Here is an 18,652-nt window from a genome sequence, read left to right on the forward strand (position 1 = left end):
TTCCGCTCCCGAGAGCGAGTCCGCGCACCTATAAGCAGCCGAAGGAAACAGGTCTCGAGGCAGATAGATATAATCAGCCAACCTTCACCGGACGGCACGCAAGTATGAGCGACCAGCGGAACAATCCGCTGCGGCTGCGTTCAGGTTTTTCGCTCAAAAAGCGGAAAAACCGCGCATCAATTCCCGGAACGGAATCGATGCGCGGTTATTTCAACGATGGAGGTAAGCCTTATGGAACTGAAACGTTCCGGGCTGCGCATTGCCATACACCTTGACCCAATCTTGGTGCTGGCGATCGTGGTTCTTGTAGCAGCGCTTCTGAAACTGCTGCTGTAACGCTTCAACAACCCCGTGGCGGATGCCGTCCGCTGCGGGATTAACCCAATTAGAGACCAAGTAAAGATAAATCGTCAACAGATAAGCGGATGAGTTATTCACGAATGCCCGTAAATAGCCCGGCGATTCCGAAGGTGTATGGCGTCCACTGCACATCGCGAAATCCTGCTGCGCGCATGCGTTCCAGCATTTCTGGCGGGGAAGGAAACTTGCTCACGGATGTTGGCAGGTAGTTGTACGGGCCGTCGGCGCCGCAGATCAGACGGCCGATCGCGGGCAACACGCGGCGGAAGTAGACCTGATACAGCTTGCCGAGCAGGCCATCCGGCTCGCTGAAGTCGAGGATGCCCAACTGGCCGCCGGGCTTCAGCACGCGGTGAAACTCAACGAGTCCATCCTGGTAATTTGCCAGGTTGCGAAAACCGAATGCAGTGGTGATCAGGTCTCGCGATTCTGCTGGCAAGGGAAGATGCAGCGCGTCGGCCTCAATCGCAACCGCAATACCATGCCTGGTGGAGGGCCGTTCGAATTTCTTTGCTCCGCGCGCCAGCATTTCGTGCGCAAAGTCTGCTGCGATGACTGGACGCGATCCTGGCTTGCGCCGCTTCAGGAGAGCCATGGTCATGTCTCCGGTGCCACAGCAAATGTCGAGCACTGCGGCTTCGGGATCGGCCAGCACAGCTCGAAAACGGCGTGCTGTGCGCCACCACCAGAATTGGTCAACTCCGGCCGAGAGCACATGGTTCAGCAGGTCGTAGCGGTGTGCAATCGAGTTGAACATCGACTGTACTGCAACCGCTGCGCCGCGCTCGTCGGTGGCGCCCTCCGGCGTGGCACCGGCGGCGCTGCCAACTCCATTCGCTGTAAGTTTTGCTGCCATGGCTAAGCCGCGCTCTCAGTCTTCTCAGGCAATGGCTTGGCCAGCGCCAGCATGTATTGCGCGGCGGCCAGAAGTTCGTCCCCAGTCACGTCCTCGACAACGCAGGCATCGCCGATGCCGACGGGCAGCACGAAGCGACGCACATTGCCGAGGTGCTTCTTATCCTTGGCCGTGGCGTCGACCAGCTTCTGCGCGTTTACCTTGACACCCGGCAGTGGACCATACAGGACAATCAGGCCCATCAGGCGATCAAACTGCGCTTCAGAGATCGTCCCGCGCCGCCGCCCTAGAAAGAGCGAAGCAATCAGGCCCCAGCCGACGGCCTCGCCGTGCAGAAGCTGCTTATAACGAGTTACGGACTCGATGGCGTGTCCCAGTGTGTGTCCCAGGTTCAGGATCATGCGCAGGCCGCTCTCGCGCTCGTCTTTGCCTACGACCTCAGCTTTCATCCGAATCGAGGCGGCAATCACCTTTTCGAGAGCAGCCGCGTCACGACCTAGAATCTTCGCCGAGTTCTCTTCCATGTAGCGAACCAGGGCGCGGTCGCGAATGATGCCGGCTTTCACGCTCTCAAAGAGGCCGGCGCGCAGCTCGCGGTCCGGCAAAGTGCTCAGCAACTCCATGTCCGCGAAGACCGCCAACGGGTGATGAAAGCTCCCGACGAGATTCTTGCCTTCGGGCAGGTTCACGCCTGTCTTGCCGCCGACGGAGGAATCCACCTGGGAAAGAAAGGTCGAGGGTACCTGGAAATACTCGATTCCGCGCATGTAGATCGCGGCCAGTAAACCGCCAACATCGCCCACAATGCCGCCGCCGAAGGCAATCAGCAGGGAACTGCGGTCACCGCCGGCCTTGGCCATCTGGCGCAGCAGCTTTTCGACGGAACGCAGAGTCTTGAACCGCTCGCCGGCGGGCAGGAGCAAAACGTCCGGCTCGACAGAAAATGAGCTGAGAAAGCGTTTTGACCAGAGCGCCCAAATTTGCGGAGAAGTCAGCACAAAAACCCGCTTCGGCAGTCTGCTCTTCCGGTCGCCCGAGAGACCTGCCAAGACCCGCACCATGCGAGGCTCCAGAGAGTCCAAAAGCCCTGTTCCCGCAAACACCTGATATTTCGCCGAAGGCGTATCTACTCTTACGATCTGCATCTCTTCAATCGTACTGCACGCCTATCGCCAGCCTTTTACCGAGCGAAAAATCGCCCAGCTCCGCCCTGGCTGGATCGTCGTCTGCGTAGGGTTCTCTTCATGCCGGGCGGAAATGCGAAGCGGCGGAGCTGGATCGCTCCGCCGCTGCATGTTACCTGTTGCACTCTAGATCAAGACTAAGGCTTCGGTGTGTCGCCGGAGTGCCCACCGTGCGGGTGGCCGCCACCGCCACCACTAGGTCGACCGCCTCCGCCACCGCTGGGTCTTCCACCGCCACCACCACTGGGTCTTCCACCACCGCCCTCACTGGGCCGAGCGCCGCCGCTGGGGCGTTGACCACCACCACCGGGGCGCTGTGTGCCGCCACTTGGCCGTTGGCCGCCTGGCTGCTGACCAGAAGGCCTCGCTTCACCGCCGTTTGGACGAGAGTCCGGTCGTTGCTGAACAGCAGAGGGCCGCGATTGATGCGCGTCACCCTGGCGTCCGTTGTCGTGCTGGCCGCCGCGACCTCTTTGCTGGTAGGCCTGGTAGGCTCCTGCGCCGCCTCCACCGTGGTAGCGTCCGCCACCGTCATTCTGAAAGCGATGCCCGCCCCAGCCGTGTCCATAGCCCCATCCCGCCCACGGACCCATGCCGAGGAAGATTCCGTTGTAGAAATACCCTGACCCGTAGTAGCCGACCGGAGCGCACTGATACGGAGCGTAATCGTAGTATCCATAGGAGCAAACCGGTTGAACCCCGATCTGGATCGATACCTGAGCCTGAGCCAAAGGCGCCAGAATTCCGATTGCCCCAACGGACATTGTTGCAATTGCCAGCGTGGCCTTCTTGGTAAGAAACCTTTTCGGACTGAACATGCATGACCTCTTCCCGGCATCCATTGCTGCCGAATCCCCGCGCATCATCGACTGCCTCGGGGGATAAGTTGCGTGGGATGCCGCTTTGCCTCAAAGCTGGTCAGACATTCGCAGCGAACATAAGGTGTTTAGACTCGTAAATGAGCTTCCCAAACAACTGCGGGGCCAGACTCTATCTATCCTTACTCAACCGACGCTAGCGATCTGCGACGCCATTGTCTGAGCAATCCGAACCGCTGACTACGGACCCCCTGGCGACCAAGGCGCGCACGATAGCTATGACTTACAGGGACATAAACTAACCAAGGCGAGACTGCCATCCAACCAAATTGAGTTGGTTTTCATCCCACTGGTACACGGCCCCGTCTTGCTCCCGGACACTGAAAATGACGCCTCACAAGTGCGCGGGAAATGCCCGATTTCGCTCACCGGTCCGCTCTACTGCTATCGATAATGAAGATCACGATGCTGTCCTCGCCCCAACACGCGCAGCCACAATCCGATCCGCAGGCGCGTCCGCTCGGCGATATCGATTCGATCCTTGCTGGTGATCTTGGCCATTTGCTTCAGTCGCTGAGTGAGGGAGTGATCATACTTGACCGGGACTGGCGCATTACTTACGCCAATGAGAGCGCACGCCGCATCAGCCGTATCGAGCCGCACTCCATCAACGGCCCCAGCCACTGGGAACTTTATCCGGCCACCGTGGGCACCCCGCAGGAAGAGATCTATCGCACTTCGATGGAACGCCGGATATCGCTCGAACATGAGTTCTATTACCCGCCGTACGATATCTGGATCTCGTTGCAGACACTGCCCGTACCGAGCGGGATCGCGGTTGTTTACCGCGATGTGACGCGACTCAAGACGGCTGAGGGGGAGCGTAAGCAGTCGGATCGCCAATTACAGCAGCTTTTTGATGCCACCACGGATGCCGTGGCACTGCTCGACCGAAATTACAACATCACCTATCTGAACCGCCGCGCGCGTGAACTGCTTTCCCCGGGCGGCGACGTTCTAGGCAAGAACCTTTGGGAGGCTTTCCCGGGCACGGTGTACGAAGACTCTCCCTATGTCAGCGCTTACCATCGCGCAATGGAGGAGCGGATTACGGGCAGTTTCGAGGCGTACTATCCTGAGCCGCTCAATTTGTGGCTGAGCGTCGAAGCCCGGCCGACGGAAGAGGGCATCACCGTCTTCTTCCGCGACATTACTATCCAGCGGAAGTCCGCCGAAGACTTGAAGCGCAAGACCGCCGAGGCTGAGCGCCAGGCTGCTGAGATCGAAGCGCTTTACAAGACTGCGCCCGTTGGCCTGGCTCTCTTCGATACTGAGGACTTTCGCTATCTTCGTCTCAACGACCGTCAGGCTGCCTTCTTCGGCCTGGAGCCGGAACAGGTAACTGGCCGGACGCTGACCGAGATGGCGCCCATACCCGGTCTTCGCGAGCTCTTTGAGGATGTTCGAGCCGGCAACGTCATCGTGAACTATCCGCTTGAAGGCGAGCTTATCAACAGCCCTGGCGAGCATCGCTACTGGACGGTCAACTACTCGCCGATCCGCGCTGCGGATGGCACGGTACGAGCGATCGCCGCTGCATCGCTCGAAGTCACGCAGCAGAAGAGAGCCGAGCAGGCTCTGATTCAGAGCGAGAAGCTGGCAGCTGTCGGCCGTCTCGCTTCCTCGATTTCGCATGAGATCAACAATCCGCTGGAGTCAGTGACCAACCTGCTCTACCTGATCTCCAGCCGCGACGACCTGCTGCCGGAAGTTCGCCACTTTGCTGAGATGGCCCAGGAAGAGGTGGCTCGCGTTTCGCAGATCGCCACGCAAACTTTGCGATTCTACCGGCAGGCCGCGAAGCCCACGCCGACCACAGCCGCGCAACTCGCGGAACCGGTGCTCAACCTCTTCCGCGGCCGTTTGCGCAACGCACAGATCCGCGTCGAGACCCGGTTCGCCAGTGACACGACCATCTACTGCCTGGAGAACGAGATCCGCCAGGTCCTCAGCAACCTCATTGCAAACGCGATTGATGCGACGCGCAAAGGCGGTAAGCTGATGGTCCGCTCCCATGATGTGGCGGCTGGGAAGCAGGGAGGCCCGGGGATTCGTATTACTGTTGCGGATACCGGTCATGGCATGACGCAAGCCACCCGGAGGCGCATCTTCGAGCCCTTTTTTACGACCAAGGAGCTGAACGGAACCGGTCTCGGTCTGTGGGTTTCCGCCAACGTCGTCGAACGGCACCAGGGCAGCCTCAAAGTGCGCAGCAGCCAGCGGGCCTCTGCGCACGGAACCGTCTTCAGCGTCTTTCTGCCGGTTCATGCTCCAGGGCTTGAGTCCTCCGGGATAACCCAACAGTACCATTGAGATTGCTTCTACGATCGGGCGCAAGTCATCCCTCTGGCCTGCCCCGTCGACCGACCCAACGGTGGTAGCCTCAAAGGTTATGCCACAGGCAGATTCCTCTATCCATCGCATCGACTATCTCATCATCGGAGCAGGCGTCGCTGGGCTGCGCGCCGCCGTCACGCTCGCGGGACAAGGCAACGTCCTCGTCGTGACGAAAGAGTCTCTTGGAGAATCGAACACCCACTACGCTCAAGGCGGCATCGCCGTTGCTACGGAAGGGCCGCAGGATGTGGATCTTCATCTGGAAGACACCATGGCGGCGGGCGATGGGCTCGTCCATCGCCCTGCGGCACAGGTGCTCGTCTCGGAAGGTCCGGAACGCGTGGCCGAGCTTATCGAGTGGGGAGCAGCCTTTGATCGCCATGGCGGAGAGTTGATGCGCACCCGAGAGGCGGCGCACTCGCACCCGCGCATCCTTCACGCCAACGGTGATGCTACTGGTGCTGAAATCAGCCGTTCTCTTGTGGCTTTCGCCCGCTCTCATTCGCGCATCCGTTTCGCCGAGTGGACGATGGCTACTGCGCTTGTGGTTGAGGATGACCGCGTTGTTGGTGCTGATTTGATGAGTGCGCGCTTGCATGAGTCGAAGGGCGAATCGGCGGTCGATCTGGTGGAACAGACCCGCGTTTACGCTCGCGCCGTTCTGCTTGCGTCTGGCGGCGCGGGCCAGGTCTATTCGGACACAACCAATCCCGCCGTGGCCACCGGCGATGGCATCGCTCTCGCGGCAGCGGCAGGTGCGGATCTCGCGGACATGGAGTTTTATCAGTTCCACCCAACGGCTATCTCGCTGCCCGGCGTCCCCAGGTTTCTGCTATCGGAGGCGCTTCGCGGCGAAGGCGCATGGTTGCGCAACGATCGCGGCGAACGCTTCATGGATCGCTACCATCCCCAGCTTGAGCTGGCACCGCGCGATATCGTCGCCCGCGCCATTGCGCGCGAAGGGATGGGGCCGAATGGCGAGCCGCGAGTCGTCCATCTCGATATGCGCCACGTGAAGGACATCGACCTGACGCAGCGCTTTCCCGGCATTAGCCGTTTTCTCGCCCTGCATGGCCTGAGCCTGCAAGATGATCTCATTCCGGTTCGCCCGGCGGCGCATTACATGATGGGCGGAATTCGCACGGATCTCGATGGGCGCACGACGGTGAAGGGACTTTACGCTGCCGGGGAAGCCGCGTGTACTGGTGTTCACGGAGCCAACCGCCTGGCCAGCAACTCGTTGCTCGAAGGGCTGGTTTTCGGCGCACGCGCTGCCGATGCGATCCTGGCGGACAAATTGGCCCCGGCTGCTGGAAATGCAATTGCGCCCGCGAAATTGCCGTTGAATACGGAAGAGAGTGCGCAGGTTGAAGCGCTGATTGCCCGGCTCCAGCGCTCCATGTGGGCTACGGCTGGGCTGTTGCGACAGCAATCAACCCTGGATGAGGGCGTAGCGGCTCAGGCAGAGATTGAAGGCGAGCTGGCTCAATTCGCGGGGCAAAACAAGGTTGGACGCCGCCTCGTTGAAGCACAGGCGCTCACCTCGATCGCCGGCTCCATTTTGCGCGCAGCCGTTGCCCGCACTGAAAGCCGGGGTGCTCATTACCGCAATGACTGGCCGGATCGCGACGATGAGAACTTCCGTAAGCACTCGGTTGAGAGCGGACGGAGGGTTCGTTTTGAAAGCTGGTAGTGGGTCAGCATAGAGTGTTTCCGCCATTCACTGCGAACTTCTGACCGGTGACGAAGGCCGCTCCATCGCTGGCGAGATAGGCGACCATCTTCCCGATGTCCTGCGCCGTGCCTTGGTACCCAAGTGGAACGCCGCGTGTATACGCGGCCAGCTCATCCTTGTCGGCGGTTGCGTGCCTCTCCACGGGAATCCATCCCGGAGCGACGAGGTTCACCGTGATTCCGTCGGGGCCAAGCTCTCGTGCCCATGACCGCGTCTGCCCCAGCTGTGCGCCTTTGGCGGCGACGTAGTTGGCAAAGCGTGGATTGCCCAGTTCCATCACTTCGCTGCCGATCTGGATCACTCGCCCAAAGCCACCTGCGCGCATTCCCGGCAATACGCGTTTGAGCAGCAGTAGCGGCGACTTGACGAAGAATTCGAGCTGGTCGAGATAGCTCTGCCAGGTCTGCTCTTCGATCGAGAGCATCGGCTGCGGGCCGGTGGCATTCAGCACCAGCACCTCGATCGGGCCAAACGTTGCTTCGACCTCGCCGACCAGTCTGTCGACTTCGGTCTCGTCTCGCACGTCGGCCTGGAAGACCTGAGCGGCGCCGCCTGCGTCGATGATGCTCTTGCAAACGCCAGCCGCGCCCTCGGCTCCTTGGAAGTAGTTCACCGCCACGCGGTATCCTGCGGCGCCAAGCTCTAAAGCAATCCCCGCGCCCAGTCCGCGTGAGGCTCCTGTCACTAAAGCTGTTCGTCCACTCATGTCCACCTCTGTCGAATTGTTAGTGACCGGCTTTCGCGTCCGGCCCCGGAAACAGAACGGAGGCCAGTGCGCAGACGCCTAAGATGATCGCCATGATTCCCAGCGACCACAGCGTGGAGATTTCGAACCAGTGCGCTGAGAGCATCTTGATGGCCACGAATCCCAGCAGAGCACCCAGTCCATAATGCAGAAAGCGGAAGCGGTCCAGCACGCTCGACAGCGCGAAATAGAGGCTCCGCAATCCCAGAATTGCCGCTATGTTCGACGTGTACACCACGAAGGGGTCGCGCGAAACCGCCAGCACTGCCGGAATGGAATCGACCGCAAACAGCAGGTCGGTTGCCTCGACCGCTAGGATCACTGGCAACAGGGTCTTTGCGCCCTTCTGCATCGCGGTAATCCAGGGTGGGACCGCGTCAGCAGCCGAAGTTCCGCGCATCAGCCGGAAGGCCGCGTACAGCAGGATCGCTGCGAAGACATAGGTGATCCAGGAGAAGCGTTGCAGCAGCGTAACGCCCAGCGCGATGAAGATTGCACGCAGCACGATCGCGCCGCCCACGCCCCAAAGCAGCGCCCTGTGTTGCTGGCGGTGGCTGATGCCGAATCCGCGAAACAGCACCAGGAATACGAACAGATTGTCGATGCTCAGCGAGGTCTCGATCGTGTAGCCGGAGACGAACTCCAGCGCTGTCTGATGTCCTCGCTCATAGTTGAGCCAGAAGGCGAAGCCTCCTGCCAGGAGCGCCACGAAGAGGCTCCAGATCCACGCGAGCCGTGGCCTCGGATTCTCCGAACGGCTGTGGGGCAGGAGCGCGTCAATGACCACCAGCAGCAGCACTGCAGCATGAAAACCAATCCACCAAAGCACCGGGGCGCCGGCGATTTGCCGCGCCATGAGGTCCCTCAATCCATCCCCGAATCCAATGACCAGCCCGTATTCGACCATGGCTCGATGCTATCGCACCGCGTTCTCTTGACGTTTTGCGTCAGCATCGCTGCTTGACAAGGCAGCGGTGTATGAGACGAATATCTTGCGAAGCTGCGGGGGGCTGGCTATGATGCACCCAAGAGGTACCGATCGCGAAATGCATGACCCCCGTCATCTACTGCGTGTCGCGCTCCGGTCTGTACGTGACGCAGTCATTGCCACGGATGCATCGGCCAGCGTTGTCATGCTGAATGCGTCAGCCGAGTCCATGACTGGGTGGACCGAGGCCGAAGCCCTGGGCAAGCCTATCGAAACGGTCGTGAATCTCTTCCAAAGCGGTCTAGGCGAAGATGGCACGGAAAGCCCGGCGCTGAACCCAGCCTACGCAGTTTTGCGCGATAACAAGCCTCTCGAAATTCCCGCCGATTTCCTGCTGATTGGCCAGGGTGGGCGGCGCATTGCCGTGCAGCTTTCCGCGTCGCCTCTCGTCGATCCTCAAGGCAGACTCGATGGCGCGATTCTCGCCCTGCATGACACCAGCGAAGCCATGCAACTGGCCCAGCGCATGGCCTATCAGGCGCAGCACGACCCGCTTACCGGCCTGCCCAACCGAATTCTGCTCGCCGACCGCCTGGACCAGGCCACCAAGCTGGCTGACCGCCTAAACGAACAACTTGCTGTGGTTTTTCTCGACCTCGATGACTTCCACGAGATCAACGACGCCTACGGCCGAACTGTGGGGGACGCGCTTCTCCGCGAAGTCGCCTACCGTCTTACCGATTCACTCCGCGAGTCGGATACTGTCTGCCGCCTTGGGGCGGATGAGTTTGTGATTCTGCTGTCGGGGGTTAAATCCACAGCCGCAGTCGAGGCGCTGGTGGCTAAGCTCTTCGCCGAAATCCGACGCCCCTATCCTTTGGGCGAAAATACCATTCAGGTAGCATGCACCCTTGGCGTCAGCCTCTATCCGCAGGATGCAAATGATGCCTCTACTCTCATGCGTCTTGCCGACGGAGCGCTCCATCAGGCCAAGGCGGCTGGGAGAGACCGGCGCTTATTTGCTCGACCAGATGCAGCTAAAACGCTCGTGGAATAGGCAGGCATCGCGAAAGTCCGCCGGCAAGGCTAGCTTCGCTTGTTGATGAGCCGGATGCTTTCCAGAAACACGTCTCCCACAATAGACAGGCTCTTTGCGCTGATCTTGTCCATCGTGTCATCGGCGGTGTGATGCCAGCCATCGGGTAACTGTGGGGTGTGGGGCCCATAGTCGGCATCGATCACGTCGATGGCGGCGACGCCGCGCTCGAGGAATGGCATGTGGTCGTCTTCTTCGGCCTGCTCCTTGGCGAAGAAGTACTTCGAATGACCAGTGTTTTTTGCCGCCTGCGCGACCAGGTTTACGAGCCATGGAGTGGATTGGGTTTCTTTCTGTACATCCAGGTCTTTATCGCCCAGCATGTCGGCAAGGATCAGGGCCTTGATGCGCTTGAGCGTTCCGTCAGCTCCCCACTTGGCCGCGAGGTGCCGGCTGCCGTAGGTGTGGTCTGTGCCCTGCCACTGCTCGATCGCCTCTTCGCCGTCGAAGAAGACGAGCCAGACGCTGTAGCCGTCGATCTTGCCATCCTTACCCAACTTGGGGCGGAGTTCGTTGGCCATCTCGATCAGCAATCCGGTGGTAGAGCCGCCGTCATTCGCGCCTACGAAGGCGATATTGCGTAGCGGGTAGTTGGTTTCGTAATGGGTGGTCAGGACGATGACGCCGTCTTTCTTGCCGGGGAAGCGCACGATGAAATTACGCATCGGTACGGGCCCGATCGGCGTGTTGGCGGTAAAAGTGTCCTCTTCCAGCTTGTCGTTCTTGAACTGACTGCGCAGGAACGCCTCAGCCTTCAGATGGCCGGGACTGCCGCACCACCGCGGGCCGATGGCGACGAACTCCCGCGTAATCGCAAGTGCCTTCTCGCCGTTAAATTTCTGCTGAGCCAAGCCCAGCGCGGGGAAAAGAGCGAGCAGGATAAGAAGGAGCGGCGCGGCTACGCCATTGCGCCACCGCTTCAGACCGCTTCCGGGAATGGAGATCAAGCGGCAGCCTCCGCCTTCTTTCTCCGCTCAGGGTGCACCCACCACGCTACGCCGATACCAATCAGGTAAAGACCGAGCATTGGGAGGGCAAAGGCGCACAGCGTTGGGATATCGGGCGTTGGCGTGATGATCGAAGCAATGATGAAGATGATCAGGATGGCGTAGCGAATGTTCTTCCACAGGAAGCGCGGGCTGACGATCCCGAACAGCGCCAGGAAGAAGATCACCACGGGCATTTCGAAGACCGCGCCCATGCCCAGAATCAGCGAGAGGAAGAAGCTGGTGTACTCCTCAATGCTGATGATGGGGTGAATTCCTAGCTGTTTGCTGAGGTCGGAGATCAGGAACTTCAGCATTCCCGGGAAGACGAAGTGGTAGCCGAGGAAGGCTCCGGTGAGGAAAAGCCCTACCGCTGCCGTCATGAAGGGGATGAGGAAGCGGCGTTCGCGGCTGTACAGCCCGGGTGCGATAAAGAGCCACACCTGAAACAGGATGAACGGAGAAGCCAGAATCGCTCCGGCCACCAGGGGGATTTGAATGTAGCGCAGATTGACGAGATCAGCAGGATGCGTAAAGTTCAATTCGATGTTGATGGCCTTGAGCGGAGCTTGTACAACCTCATACAGCCTGGGCGCGTAGAAAAACGCGACAATGTAGCCCGCTGCCAGGTAGAGCGCCGAATGGACGAGCCGCTTGCGCAGTTCATCCAGGTGCTCGAAGAGGCTCATGCCGGGCAGTTCTGCCCGTTCGCTTACCGCCGCCTTGGCGCGATCAAATACGTCTGGTTCGTTAGACATGGTGTGCTTCCCGTTCCGAACCGTTCGCGCCGTTCACGTTTGTCTCCGTCCCCGGTTGTACTTCCGTTCCTACACGACCTTCGTCGGCCACAATCACTGGCGTAGGCGCTACATGTGTCGCTGGATCGCCGGACTCGGTCACCGGCTCTGCGGCAGGCTCAGGTATCCGCCCGCGAAACGGCCTCTGTGCTTCCACAAGGTCACCGCTGGCTGGTGGTTGAATCACCGGTGGTCTCCACGGCGGCCCACTGCGCACCTCACCGGCCACAGGAGAAATAATTTCACCCGCCGGCTGCGGTAATTCGTCTTCGGGTGGTCCCGAAGAGAGTCCCGGAGCGACTTCCTCTGACGCGGACTTCGGCGCGATGCTGTGTTCGGTTCCCGAAGTCAGCTCCAATTGACTCTCAGACACAGGATGCGGCGGCACGCCCAGTTCAGCCATGGGCGCGGCCGGCGCGGCAATCGCCTGCAGCTTCTGCAGCCGCTCTGCCTCTTCGGTCATGCGCAGTTCTTCTTCCATCTGGAAGCGGAAGTCGTTGGAGACCTTGCGGAACTCGTACATCAGCTTGCCGATCTTGCGCCCGATCTCCGGCAGCCGCCGCGGCCCGAAGACCACCAGCGCCAGCACCATCAGAAACAGCGTGTCCGGAATACCGATGCTGGCCGTTTGAATTGTTGGTTGTAGAACCATTCCCACCATGATGATTGCTTGCCGCTCCCGGCGTCGTAACGTGCTTTTGTCGAAAGCCCGGTTGTGGGTAATGATACCTGCCCGCCATCCACGCCCACAAACAGTACGCGATTTCTCCCATTCCAGATTGCCGCCAACCACGACCGGAGCCCGCCGCCGCCTGCCTCTGTCGGCGCAACCCTTTCAAATCCACAAACCGGGCGTTACAATCAGATCAATGTCTGGCGGTGGACCCGGACGGCTCCTGAATACTTTAAGGACCGTTTCCTCGTTTGCCGGCATCCATTAAGAAGGTTGCAACATCCCCGTGGGTTGGGCTGGGCAGCGAGTTGTGCCGCCCCGTAGTGAATCCACTGCAGCCAGTACTTGCTTTCAACATCCCCGTCCGCGTTGCCGCCAAGGCATACGCTGGGCTGAAGGCGGAACATAGAGTGCTTTCTCTACTTGAGGAACTCCCCGTAGCCGATGCGGCTTCGGAAGAAACGTGCAGTCTCGAGAACTATCTCGCCCTGCCAGACCATTCCATGGACGACCGCATTTCAGCGGCGCGCGCCAAACTTGGTTCGCAGGCCATTATCCTCGGCCACCACTATCAGCGCGATGAAGTCATTCGCTTTGCCGACGTCACCGGCGATAGCTACAAGCTCTCCAAAATTGCGGCCCAGACCGAGGCGAAGTACGTCCTCTTTTGCGGCGTACACTTCATGGCTGAGTCTGCCGATCTTCTCGGTCGCCAGGACGCTGACGGAAACACCATCCAGCAGGTCATCCTGCCCGATCTCAACGCGGGCTGCTCCATGGCCGACATGGCCGAGATCAGCCAGGTGGAAGCTGCGTGGGAAGCCTTGGAAAAAATAGGCCTGACCGACGGCCTCATTCCGCTGACTTATATGAACTCGACGGCCGCTATTAAGGCGTTCTGCGGCGAACGCGGCGGCCTGGTCTGCACCAGTTCCAATGCGCAGACGGCTTTCGAATGGGCGTTTGCCCGCGGCAAACGCATCTTCTTCCTACCCGACCAGCACCTGGGCCGCAATACCGGCCACACCATGGGTATCTCGCTCGACCGCATGCCCATTTGGGATCCTTGGGCGTTGCAGGGCGGCCAGACCAAGTTGGCTCTGATGGCCAGCAAGATCATCCTCTGGAAAGGCCACTGCTCGGTTCACCAGCGCTTTCTGCCGAGCCATATCGACCAGGTCCGCGCCAAGTACCCTGGCATCCAGGTCATCGTTCACCCCGAGTGCCGTTGGGATGTCTGCCAGAAGGCCGACGCGCTTGGGTCTACCGAGCGCTTGATCCAGCTTGTCGAGCAGGCACCGGAGGGCAGCATGTTCGCCATCGGCACCGAGATCCATTTGGTGAACCGGCTGGCGAAACGCTTTGCGCCGCTTGGAAAGAAGATCATCACGCTGGACGATGCCGGCTGCCTCTGCACCACGATGTACCGGATCAGTCCGCAGCATCTCGCCTGGGCCTTGGAGAATCTGGTTGAAGGGCGCGTGGTCAATCAGATCTCCGTCAAGCGCAGCGTCAAGCATTGGGCCAGAGTTGCTCTGGACCGGATGTTGGAGATTGGGTGATTCAACGGATTCGAGGGCCGGAGGGCAAGGAGACTCTCATTGATCCAAACAAATGCAGAGCTTTTCGAATCCCTCCGGTCTCTTGTTGAGGCTTGGTGTGATCGCAGATCTTTCGGCGCTCTTCGAAGAATTTTGCCTGCTTATCCGCTCAAGCCAAACGCATTGACTGACAATTGGGCTGAACTTGCTATAGCTCTCGAAGATGTACGGGCATTTGCTCGATCCGAGGTCACCGACTCCGAACTTCAAATCGTGAATGAGGCTATTTTTGTGATCTGGAAAGTCGTGCGTCGCGAGTAAACGCCGTTGCACACTGGAAATTTAAGGAGCCTGCAAGGCGATGACGAATCAATTGCGTGTAAATCCATTCCAAGTAGGCGATCTAGTAAGGTTCACGCCAAACGAGCATGCGGTTGGTTGGGCATGGCCATCTTTCAATAGCCTCAGACTCCATCCTGGAGACGTAGGTACTGTGACGAGGATTCAGGATGGCAATTATCTGTTCCTGGATGACGAACGAGGCGGATTCCATTGGGAATGTTTTGAAAGCACTGTACGAATACCCCGTTTGAGCGCCAAGGCCGCTCATCCAAATGGCTCCAAATTGACCAAAGCCGAAATCGAAGCGGCCGAGGCCGAAGCAGAAGCCTGGGCCCGCCGCTGCAATTCGTGCTGAATGGAGCATCCATCGAACTCCGCCTGGCGTTAAACTAAAGACAGAGATGAAGACTTTTACCCTAGACGAAGCCCAATCGATGCTCCCACTGGTAGAGTCGCTCATCAAGCGCGCTCTCGAAGCGAAGCAGGCAGCTGAAGCAGTCGATAATGAGCTTTCCGCGCTGTCCCGCCGCATCCACATCTCCGGCGGCATGAGTATCAATGTCAGCCGAGTGGCCGCGCAGCGTGTCGAGATGGAAAAGCACATTCAGCGCGCCCGCGAGACAGTTGCTGAAATTGACGAGATCGGCGTCCAGGTGAAGGATCTTGATACCGGACTGCTCGATTTTCCCTGCATCATGGAGGGCGAGACGGTTCTGCTGTGCTGGAAATTAGGCGAGACTGGCATCGATCATTGGCACACGGTTGAATCCGGCTTCAAAGGCCGCCAGCCCATCGACGATCGCTTCCGCCGCCGCAGCACCCAGACCCGATTGAACTGAGCCGGGTCATGGATGCATACGGCAGCCAACGCTAAGCTGTCGTGTGATTCTTGGCCCATGCCTGCCGTAACTGCTCCGCTGCTACCGCTGCGGCGACCAACTTTCTAGGGGCGGAACGGCTTTTCAGCAGGAAAACCCAGGCTGCGGAAATGGCGATTAGGCTCAGGTACAGCGATCGATTGGTGGACATCGGTTCCTCTCTTGGATGGCAATCCCGGTCTGCCGGGAAACCCTCTGGGCGCCATTTCGAATTGGTGTCCTGTAGTGCGGCAAAGGTTGTCCGTTTTCGGCGATTCGGCCAACGGGTGCATCCATCCCATGAACACCACTTTTGGCTGGGCCATGTGGTACGCTCCACACAGTTCCTCACCTCTTGTACTTCTCTCGGTTCGGCGTTCCCATTCCCAGAAGCACGATCGCAGGAGAGCTGTCCTTGCCTTCTCTCGACCCCTCCAATGCATCGGACGCAGCGATTGGCAAGTCCGCGATGCGGAAAGCCACATGGCGGCTGATTCCTCTCATCGCGCTCGGCTACGGCGCGGCTTATATGGACCGGGTCAATATCGGCTTTGCCCGCCTGCAGATGAAGGACGATCTGCACTTCAGCAACACCGTGTTCGGCGTCGGCGCAGGCATCTTCTTTCTCAGCTACGCGCTCTGCGAAATCCCCGCCAACCTGCTGCTTTACCGCTTTGGAGCGCGCCGCTGGTTGTCCAGCATCCTGCTGGTGTGGGGACTGCTGGCCATGGGCATGATGTTCGTCCACACGTCGATGCAGTTCTACGTGATGCGCTTCCTGCTGGGTATGGCGGAGGCGGGGTTTTTCCCCGGCGTTCTCTTCTATTTAACGCAGTGGTTTCCGTCGAACCTGCGTGCTCGTACGATAAGCCGCTTCTACGTCTCGCTGCCGCTCAGCGCAGTTTTCATGGGCGCGGTCGCGGGGGCGCTGCTGAACCTGCAGGGCAAGTTTGGTCTCGCCGGATGGCAATGGCTTTTTCTGGTTGAAGGGCTACCCTCTGTACTCCTCAGCGTCGCCTTCCTGAAGCTACTGCCGGACACGCCCGCCCACGCGCCCTGGCTTTCCGCACCGGAGAAACACTGGATTGGAACCCAGCTGGCGGGCGAAGGCACGACCACCCATGGTTCTCACGCAACCGGCGTTGCCGACGCGCTTGGCGATATTCGGGTGTGGCTTTTTGGCCTTACGAACCTGCTCATGCTTGGGGTCAACTACGCCTACACTTTGCCGCTGCCATCGATCATCCAGGACATGACCGCGCTCAACGCGACGCTGGTCGGCTACATCATCTCCGGCATGGGCGTCTGCGGGGCGATCGGCATGATCCTCAACGCGTGGCTCTCGGAGCGCACCGGCCGCACGTATCTGCACATGATTGTTCCTAGCGTTCTTGAAACTATCTGCCTGCTGGTCGTCGCCTTCACCGTTAACCCATGGATCGGCATGCCCTTCCTCGTCGTGATGTATTTTGCGCATAACGCGATTCAGGGACCGCTGCTTGCCACTCCCAGCACTTTTCTCAAGGGCAAGGGAGCTGCCACCGGCCTTGCCACTATTAACATGGTGGGCATGCTGGGCGGCATCATTGGGCCGTTCCTGATGGACCAGGCGCGCGATCTTACAGGCAGCTACAAGAGCGGCCTCGCGGTGCTGGCGCTCACCATGCTGACCGCTGCGGGGGTTGTTTTTACGCTGAGCAGGATGGCCCGCAGGCGTACACTGGCACTCAACGCGCATGTACATCTCTGAAGAACAAATCGCAGCAGTCCTTACGTACGAAGACCTGATTCCTGCCATTCGCCAGGCACTTATCGACTACTCGACTGGCAAGGTCGATCAGCCACTGCGCCAGATTCTTCGCGTCAAAGATGCGGCTGGGAACCCCACTGGCTGGTTCGCCACCATGCCCGTCGTCCATGGCGACTTCATAGCCGTCAAGACCGTGACCTTCTACCCTGGCAACACCACGATTCCCACACATCTCGCTATCATTGAACTTCTTGACCGCGCCACTGGCCAGCCTCTCGCGGTCATGGATGGCCGCCTCATCACCGAGATGCGTACGGCAGCAGTCTCCGCCGTAGCCGCCGAAACCCTTGCGCCGAATGCGAAAACACTGGGCATCCTCGGCAGCGGCGTTCAGGCCCGCTCGCACGTCGAAGCACTCCGCAGTGTCCATCCCGCTTTCCGCGATCCGGGAAGCATTCGAGTCTGGTCCCGCAACTCGGCGAATGCCGCAAAGCTCGCAGGCGAGACGGGAGTAACAGCCGTTTCCATTGAAGAAGCAGCAGCCTGCGATATCGTCGTTACCGTCACCGCCGCCACGACTCCAGTGCTGCTCGGCAAATGGCTTGCGCCTCAATCGTTGGTCATTGCAGTGGGCGCAGTCGGCCCGGCGCTCCGCGAATTGGACGACGAAGTCATGCGTGGCTACCTAGTCGCCGAATCGCGCCAGGGATCAGAAAACGAGTCTGGCGATGTGATTCTGTCTGGGGCGAAGGTTCAGTGCGAGCTTGGCGAAGTCCTCGCAAGAACTGCCCCTGCCCCACCTCCAGGGCCTACCGTTTTCAAGTCACTTGGCATGGCCTTTGAGGATCTTACCGGTGCTGCTCTCGTTTGGAATCACTTAAAGAAATTTTGAGCCCGCTCTTGCGATGCGTTCGTTTATAAACGAGAATGAATTTGTGTACGAAATTCGCCACTACCTGACGAAAGACAAGAAGGATGTTTATCAGGATTGGCAAAGTCATCTTCGTGACACGCAGGCCAGAATTGCCATAGACCGCAGAATCAATCGTATCGAGCTAGGCAACTTTGGGGATCACAAACACTGCCGCGACGGTGTTTGGGAATTGCGCATAGACGTTGGCCCAGGCTACCGCGTCTACTACGCTGTCGCCGGATCGCAGATCATCCTCCTACTCTGCGGCGGAGATAAGCGGACTCAGAGTTCTGATATCGACCGCGCCTGCGATTACTGGAAAGACTGGCAGCAAAGGAGCAGAACATGAAAGAGCAAGCCATAAAAGACCGGTCTCACGACGAAGCGCTCTCGGAAGTCTTTCAGAAGGACCCTGCATATGCAGTCGCTCTGCTCAACAGCATCCTCGAGGACGGTGAACCTGGCGAACTCCTCATCGCTCTCCGGCAGATGACCAAGGCCTTCGGTGGTGTCCCAGGCGTTGCTGAAAAGGCCGGGTTGAATCCCACCCAACTCTATAGAACGCTTTCCGAGCAGGGAAATCCAGAACTACGTAGCCTCACCGCAATACTCAAGGCGATGGGCCTACGTCTCGCGGTTGAGCGGGTAAGGGTAGCCTGAGATATCCTTCCGCC

19 protein-coding genes are annotated in these 18,652 nt (G+C 59.4%); 10 read left to right on the forward strand and 9 right to left on the reverse strand.

What is annotated here, in order from left to right; translation table 11 throughout:
• Window positions 1-430: 430 nt before the first annotated feature.
• The 3 genes from AC5S27_RS08085 to AC5S27_RS08095 all read right to left on the reverse strand — a co-directional run bounded on the left by AC5S27_RS08085 (window position 431) and on the right by AC5S27_RS08095 (window position 3,079).
• Window positions 431-1,216: a ubiquinone/menaquinone biosynthesis methyltransferase gene (locus AC5S27_RS08085; protein WP_493934051.1), complete on the reverse strand. Its 786-nt coding sequence runs from the start codon at window positions 1,214-1,216 to the stop codon at window positions 431-433.
• Between the two features lie 2 nt (window positions 1,217-1,218).
• Window positions 1,219-2,361, reverse strand: coding sequence for a 3-dehydroquinate synthase (gene aroB, locus AC5S27_RS08090; protein ID WP_493934052.1), 1,143 nt, complete (start codon window positions 2,359-2,361; stop codon window positions 1,219-1,221).
• 151 nt (window positions 2,362-2,512) lie between these two features.
• Window positions 2,513-3,079, reverse strand: a complete 567-nt coding sequence (locus tag AC5S27_RS08095) for a hypothetical protein (protein WP_493934053.1) — start codon at window positions 3,077-3,079, stop codon at window positions 2,513-2,515.
• A gap of 604 nt (window positions 3,080-3,683) precedes the next feature.
• Between AC5S27_RS08095 and AC5S27_RS08100 the strand changes: the two genes are divergently transcribed.
• Both AC5S27_RS08100 and nadB read left to right on the forward strand, forming a co-directional pair.
• Window positions 3,684-5,591, forward strand: a complete 1,908-nt coding sequence (locus tag AC5S27_RS08100; RefSeq protein ID WP_493934054.1) for a PAS domain-containing sensor histidine kinase — start codon at window positions 3,684-3,686, stop codon at window positions 5,589-5,591.
• A gap of 79 nt (window positions 5,592-5,670) precedes the next feature.
• Window positions 5,671-7,308, forward strand: coding sequence for an L-aspartate oxidase (gene nadB / locus AC5S27_RS08105; RefSeq protein WP_493934055.1), 1,638 nt, complete (start codon window positions 5,671-5,673; stop codon window positions 7,306-7,308).
• 4 nt (window positions 7,309-7,312) lie between these two features.
• Here the strand turns inward: nadB and AC5S27_RS08110 are convergent, their stop codons facing one another.
• Both AC5S27_RS08110 and AC5S27_RS08115 read right to left on the reverse strand, forming a co-directional pair.
• Window positions 7,313-8,056, reverse strand: a complete 744-nt coding sequence (locus tag AC5S27_RS08110; RefSeq protein ID WP_493934056.1) for an SDR family oxidoreductase — start codon at window positions 8,054-8,056, stop codon at window positions 7,313-7,315.
• A gap of 19 nt (window positions 8,057-8,075) precedes the next feature.
• Window positions 8,076-8,951, reverse strand: a complete 876-nt coding sequence (locus AC5S27_RS08115) for a TerC family protein (protein ID WP_493934057.1) — start codon at window positions 8,949-8,951, stop codon at window positions 8,076-8,078.
• 190 nt (window positions 8,952-9,141) lie between these two features.
• On the opposite strand from AC5S27_RS08115, the gene AC5S27_RS08120 reads away from it, so the two are divergent.
• Window positions 9,142-10,080: a diguanylate cyclase domain-containing protein gene (locus AC5S27_RS08120; protein WP_493934058.1), complete on the forward strand. Its 939-nt coding sequence runs from the start codon at window positions 9,142-9,144 to the stop codon at window positions 10,078-10,080.
• A gap of 29 nt (window positions 10,081-10,109) precedes the next feature.
• Here the strand turns inward: AC5S27_RS08120 and AC5S27_RS08125 are convergent, their stop codons facing one another.
• Genes AC5S27_RS08125 through AC5S27_RS08135 form a run of 3 tightly spaced genes read right to left on the reverse strand, consistent with a single transcriptional unit; the run spans window position 10,110 to window position 12,563 of the window.
• Window positions 10,110-11,066, reverse strand: coding sequence for a M28 family peptidase (locus AC5S27_RS08125; protein WP_493934059.1), 957 nt, complete (start codon window positions 11,064-11,066; stop codon window positions 10,110-10,112).
• Window positions 11,063-11,863 (reverse strand): twin-arginine translocase subunit TatC, encoded by an 801-nt coding sequence (gene tatC / locus AC5S27_RS08130; RefSeq protein ID WP_493934060.1) that lies wholly within the window; start codon window positions 11,861-11,863, stop codon window positions 11,063-11,065. Before tatC ends, AC5S27_RS08125 begins: the two co-directional genes overlap by 4 nt.
• Window positions 11,856-12,563, reverse strand: a complete 708-nt coding sequence (locus AC5S27_RS08135; protein WP_493934061.1) for a twin-arginine translocase TatA/TatE family subunit — start codon at window positions 12,561-12,563, stop codon at window positions 11,856-11,858. The genes tatC and AC5S27_RS08135 overlap by 8 nt, the downstream gene beginning before the upstream one ends.
• Window positions 12,564-12,826: 263 nt before the next feature.
• Here AC5S27_RS08135 and nadA point away from each other — a divergent pair, with 263 nt between their 5' ends.
• The 3 genes from nadA (at window position 12,827) to AC5S27_RS08150 (ending at window position 15,297) form a co-directional block, all read left to right on the forward strand.
• A complete protein-coding gene (gene nadA / locus AC5S27_RS08140) occupies window positions 12,827-14,137 on the forward strand; it encodes a quinolinate synthase NadA (RefSeq protein WP_493934062.1) in 1,311 nt (436 codons plus the stop codon).
• Window positions 14,138-14,609: 472 nt separating this feature from the next.
• Window positions 14,610-14,813 (forward strand): hypothetical protein, encoded by a 204-nt coding sequence (locus AC5S27_RS08145; protein ID WP_493934063.1) that lies wholly within the window; start codon window positions 14,610-14,612, stop codon window positions 14,811-14,813.
• Between the two features lie 46 nt (window positions 14,814-14,859).
• Entirely contained in the window at window positions 14,860-15,297 is a 438-nt protein-coding gene (locus tag AC5S27_RS08150; protein ID WP_493934064.1) for a DUF2203 domain-containing protein, read from the forward strand.
• Between the two features lie 31 nt (window positions 15,298-15,328).
• On the opposite strand, the gene AC5S27_RS08155 is transcribed toward AC5S27_RS08150, so the two are convergent.
• Window positions 15,329-15,487, reverse strand: a complete 159-nt coding sequence (locus tag AC5S27_RS08155) for a hypothetical protein (RefSeq protein WP_493934065.1) — start codon at window positions 15,485-15,487, stop codon at window positions 15,329-15,331.
• A gap of 243 nt (window positions 15,488-15,730) precedes the next feature.
• Here AC5S27_RS08155 and AC5S27_RS08160 point away from each other — a divergent pair, with 243 nt between their 5' ends.
• From AC5S27_RS08160 to AC5S27_RS08175, 4 genes are read left to right on the forward strand one after another with little or no spacing between them, the layout of a single operon-like run.
• Window positions 15,731-17,065, forward strand: coding sequence for an MFS transporter (locus tag AC5S27_RS08160; protein ID WP_493934066.1), 1,335 nt, complete (start codon window positions 15,731-15,733; stop codon window positions 17,063-17,065).
• Complete coding sequence (locus AC5S27_RS08165) at window positions 17,052-17,957, forward strand: ornithine cyclodeaminase family protein (protein WP_493934067.1); 906 nt, start codon at window positions 17,052-17,054, stop codon at window positions 17,955-17,957. Before AC5S27_RS08160 ends, AC5S27_RS08165 begins: the two co-directional genes overlap by 14 nt.
• A 13-nt stretch (window positions 17,958-17,970) precedes the next feature.
• On the forward strand, window positions 17,971-18,327 hold the full coding sequence (locus tag AC5S27_RS08170; protein WP_493934068.1) for a type II toxin-antitoxin system RelE/ParE family toxin: 357 nt from the start codon (window positions 17,971-17,973) through the stop codon (window positions 18,325-18,327).
• Entirely contained in the window at window positions 18,324-18,638 is a 315-nt protein-coding gene (locus AC5S27_RS08175) for a helix-turn-helix domain-containing transcriptional regulator (protein WP_493934069.1), read from the forward strand. The genes AC5S27_RS08170 and AC5S27_RS08175 overlap by 4 nt, the downstream gene beginning before the upstream one ends.
• Window positions 18,639-18,652: the final 14 nt, after the last annotated feature.

It is taken from the genome of Acidicapsa borealis (assembly GCF_059115245.1).

Excerpts from the sequence above, each read along its gene's own strand:
- AC5S27_RS08085 (WP_493934051.1), bottom strand. The coding sequence starts at position 1,216 with ATGGCAGCAAAACTTACAGCGAATGGAGTTGGCAGCGCCGCCGGTGCC.
- aroB (WP_493934052.1), bottom strand. The coding sequence starts at position 2,361 with ATGCAGATCGTAAGAGTAGATACGCCTTCGGCGAAATATCAGGTGTTT.
- AC5S27_RS08095 (WP_493934053.1), bottom strand. The coding sequence starts at position 3,079 with ATGGATACTACGATTACGCTCCGTATCAGTGCGCTCCGGTCGGCTACT.
- AC5S27_RS08100 (WP_493934054.1), top strand. The coding sequence starts at position 3,684 with ATGCTGTCCTCGCCCCAACACGCGCAGCCACAATCCGATCCGCAGGCG.
- nadB (WP_493934055.1), top strand. The coding sequence starts at position 5,671 with ATGCCACAGGCAGATTCCTCTATCCATCGCATCGACTATCTCATCATC.
- AC5S27_RS08110 (WP_493934056.1), bottom strand. The coding sequence starts at position 8,056 with ATGAGTGGACGAACAGCTTTAGTGACAGGAGCCTCACGCGGACTGGGC.
- AC5S27_RS08115 (WP_493934057.1), bottom strand. The coding sequence starts at position 8,951 with ATGGCGCGGCAAATCGCCGGCGCCCCGGTGCTTTGGTGGATTGGTTTT.
- AC5S27_RS08120 (WP_493934058.1), top strand. The coding sequence starts at position 9,142 with ATGCATGACCCCCGTCATCTACTGCGTGTCGCGCTCCGGTCTGTACGT.
- tatC (WP_493934060.1), bottom strand. The coding sequence starts at position 11,863 with ATGTCTAACGAACCAGACGTATTTGATCGCGCCAAGGCGGCGGTAAGC.
- AC5S27_RS08135 (WP_493934061.1), bottom strand. The coding sequence starts at position 12,563 with ATGGTGGGAATGGTTCTACAACCAACAATTCAAACGGCCAGCATCGGT.
- AC5S27_RS08150 (WP_493934064.1), top strand. The coding sequence starts at position 14,860 with ATGAAGACTTTTACCCTAGACGAAGCCCAATCGATGCTCCCACTGGTA.
- AC5S27_RS08155 (WP_493934065.1), bottom strand. The coding sequence starts at position 15,487 with ATGTCCACCAATCGATCGCTGTACCTGAGCCTAATCGCCATTTCCGCA.
- AC5S27_RS08165 (WP_493934067.1), top strand. The coding sequence starts at position 17,052 with ATGTACATCTCTGAAGAACAAATCGCAGCAGTCCTTACGTACGAAGAC.
- AC5S27_RS08170 (WP_493934068.1), top strand. The coding sequence starts at position 17,971 with ATGCGTTCGTTTATAAACGAGAATGAATTTGTGTACGAAATTCGCCAC.
- AC5S27_RS08175 (WP_493934069.1), top strand. The coding sequence starts at position 18,324 with ATGAAAGAGCAAGCCATAAAAGACCGGTCTCACGACGAAGCGCTCTCG.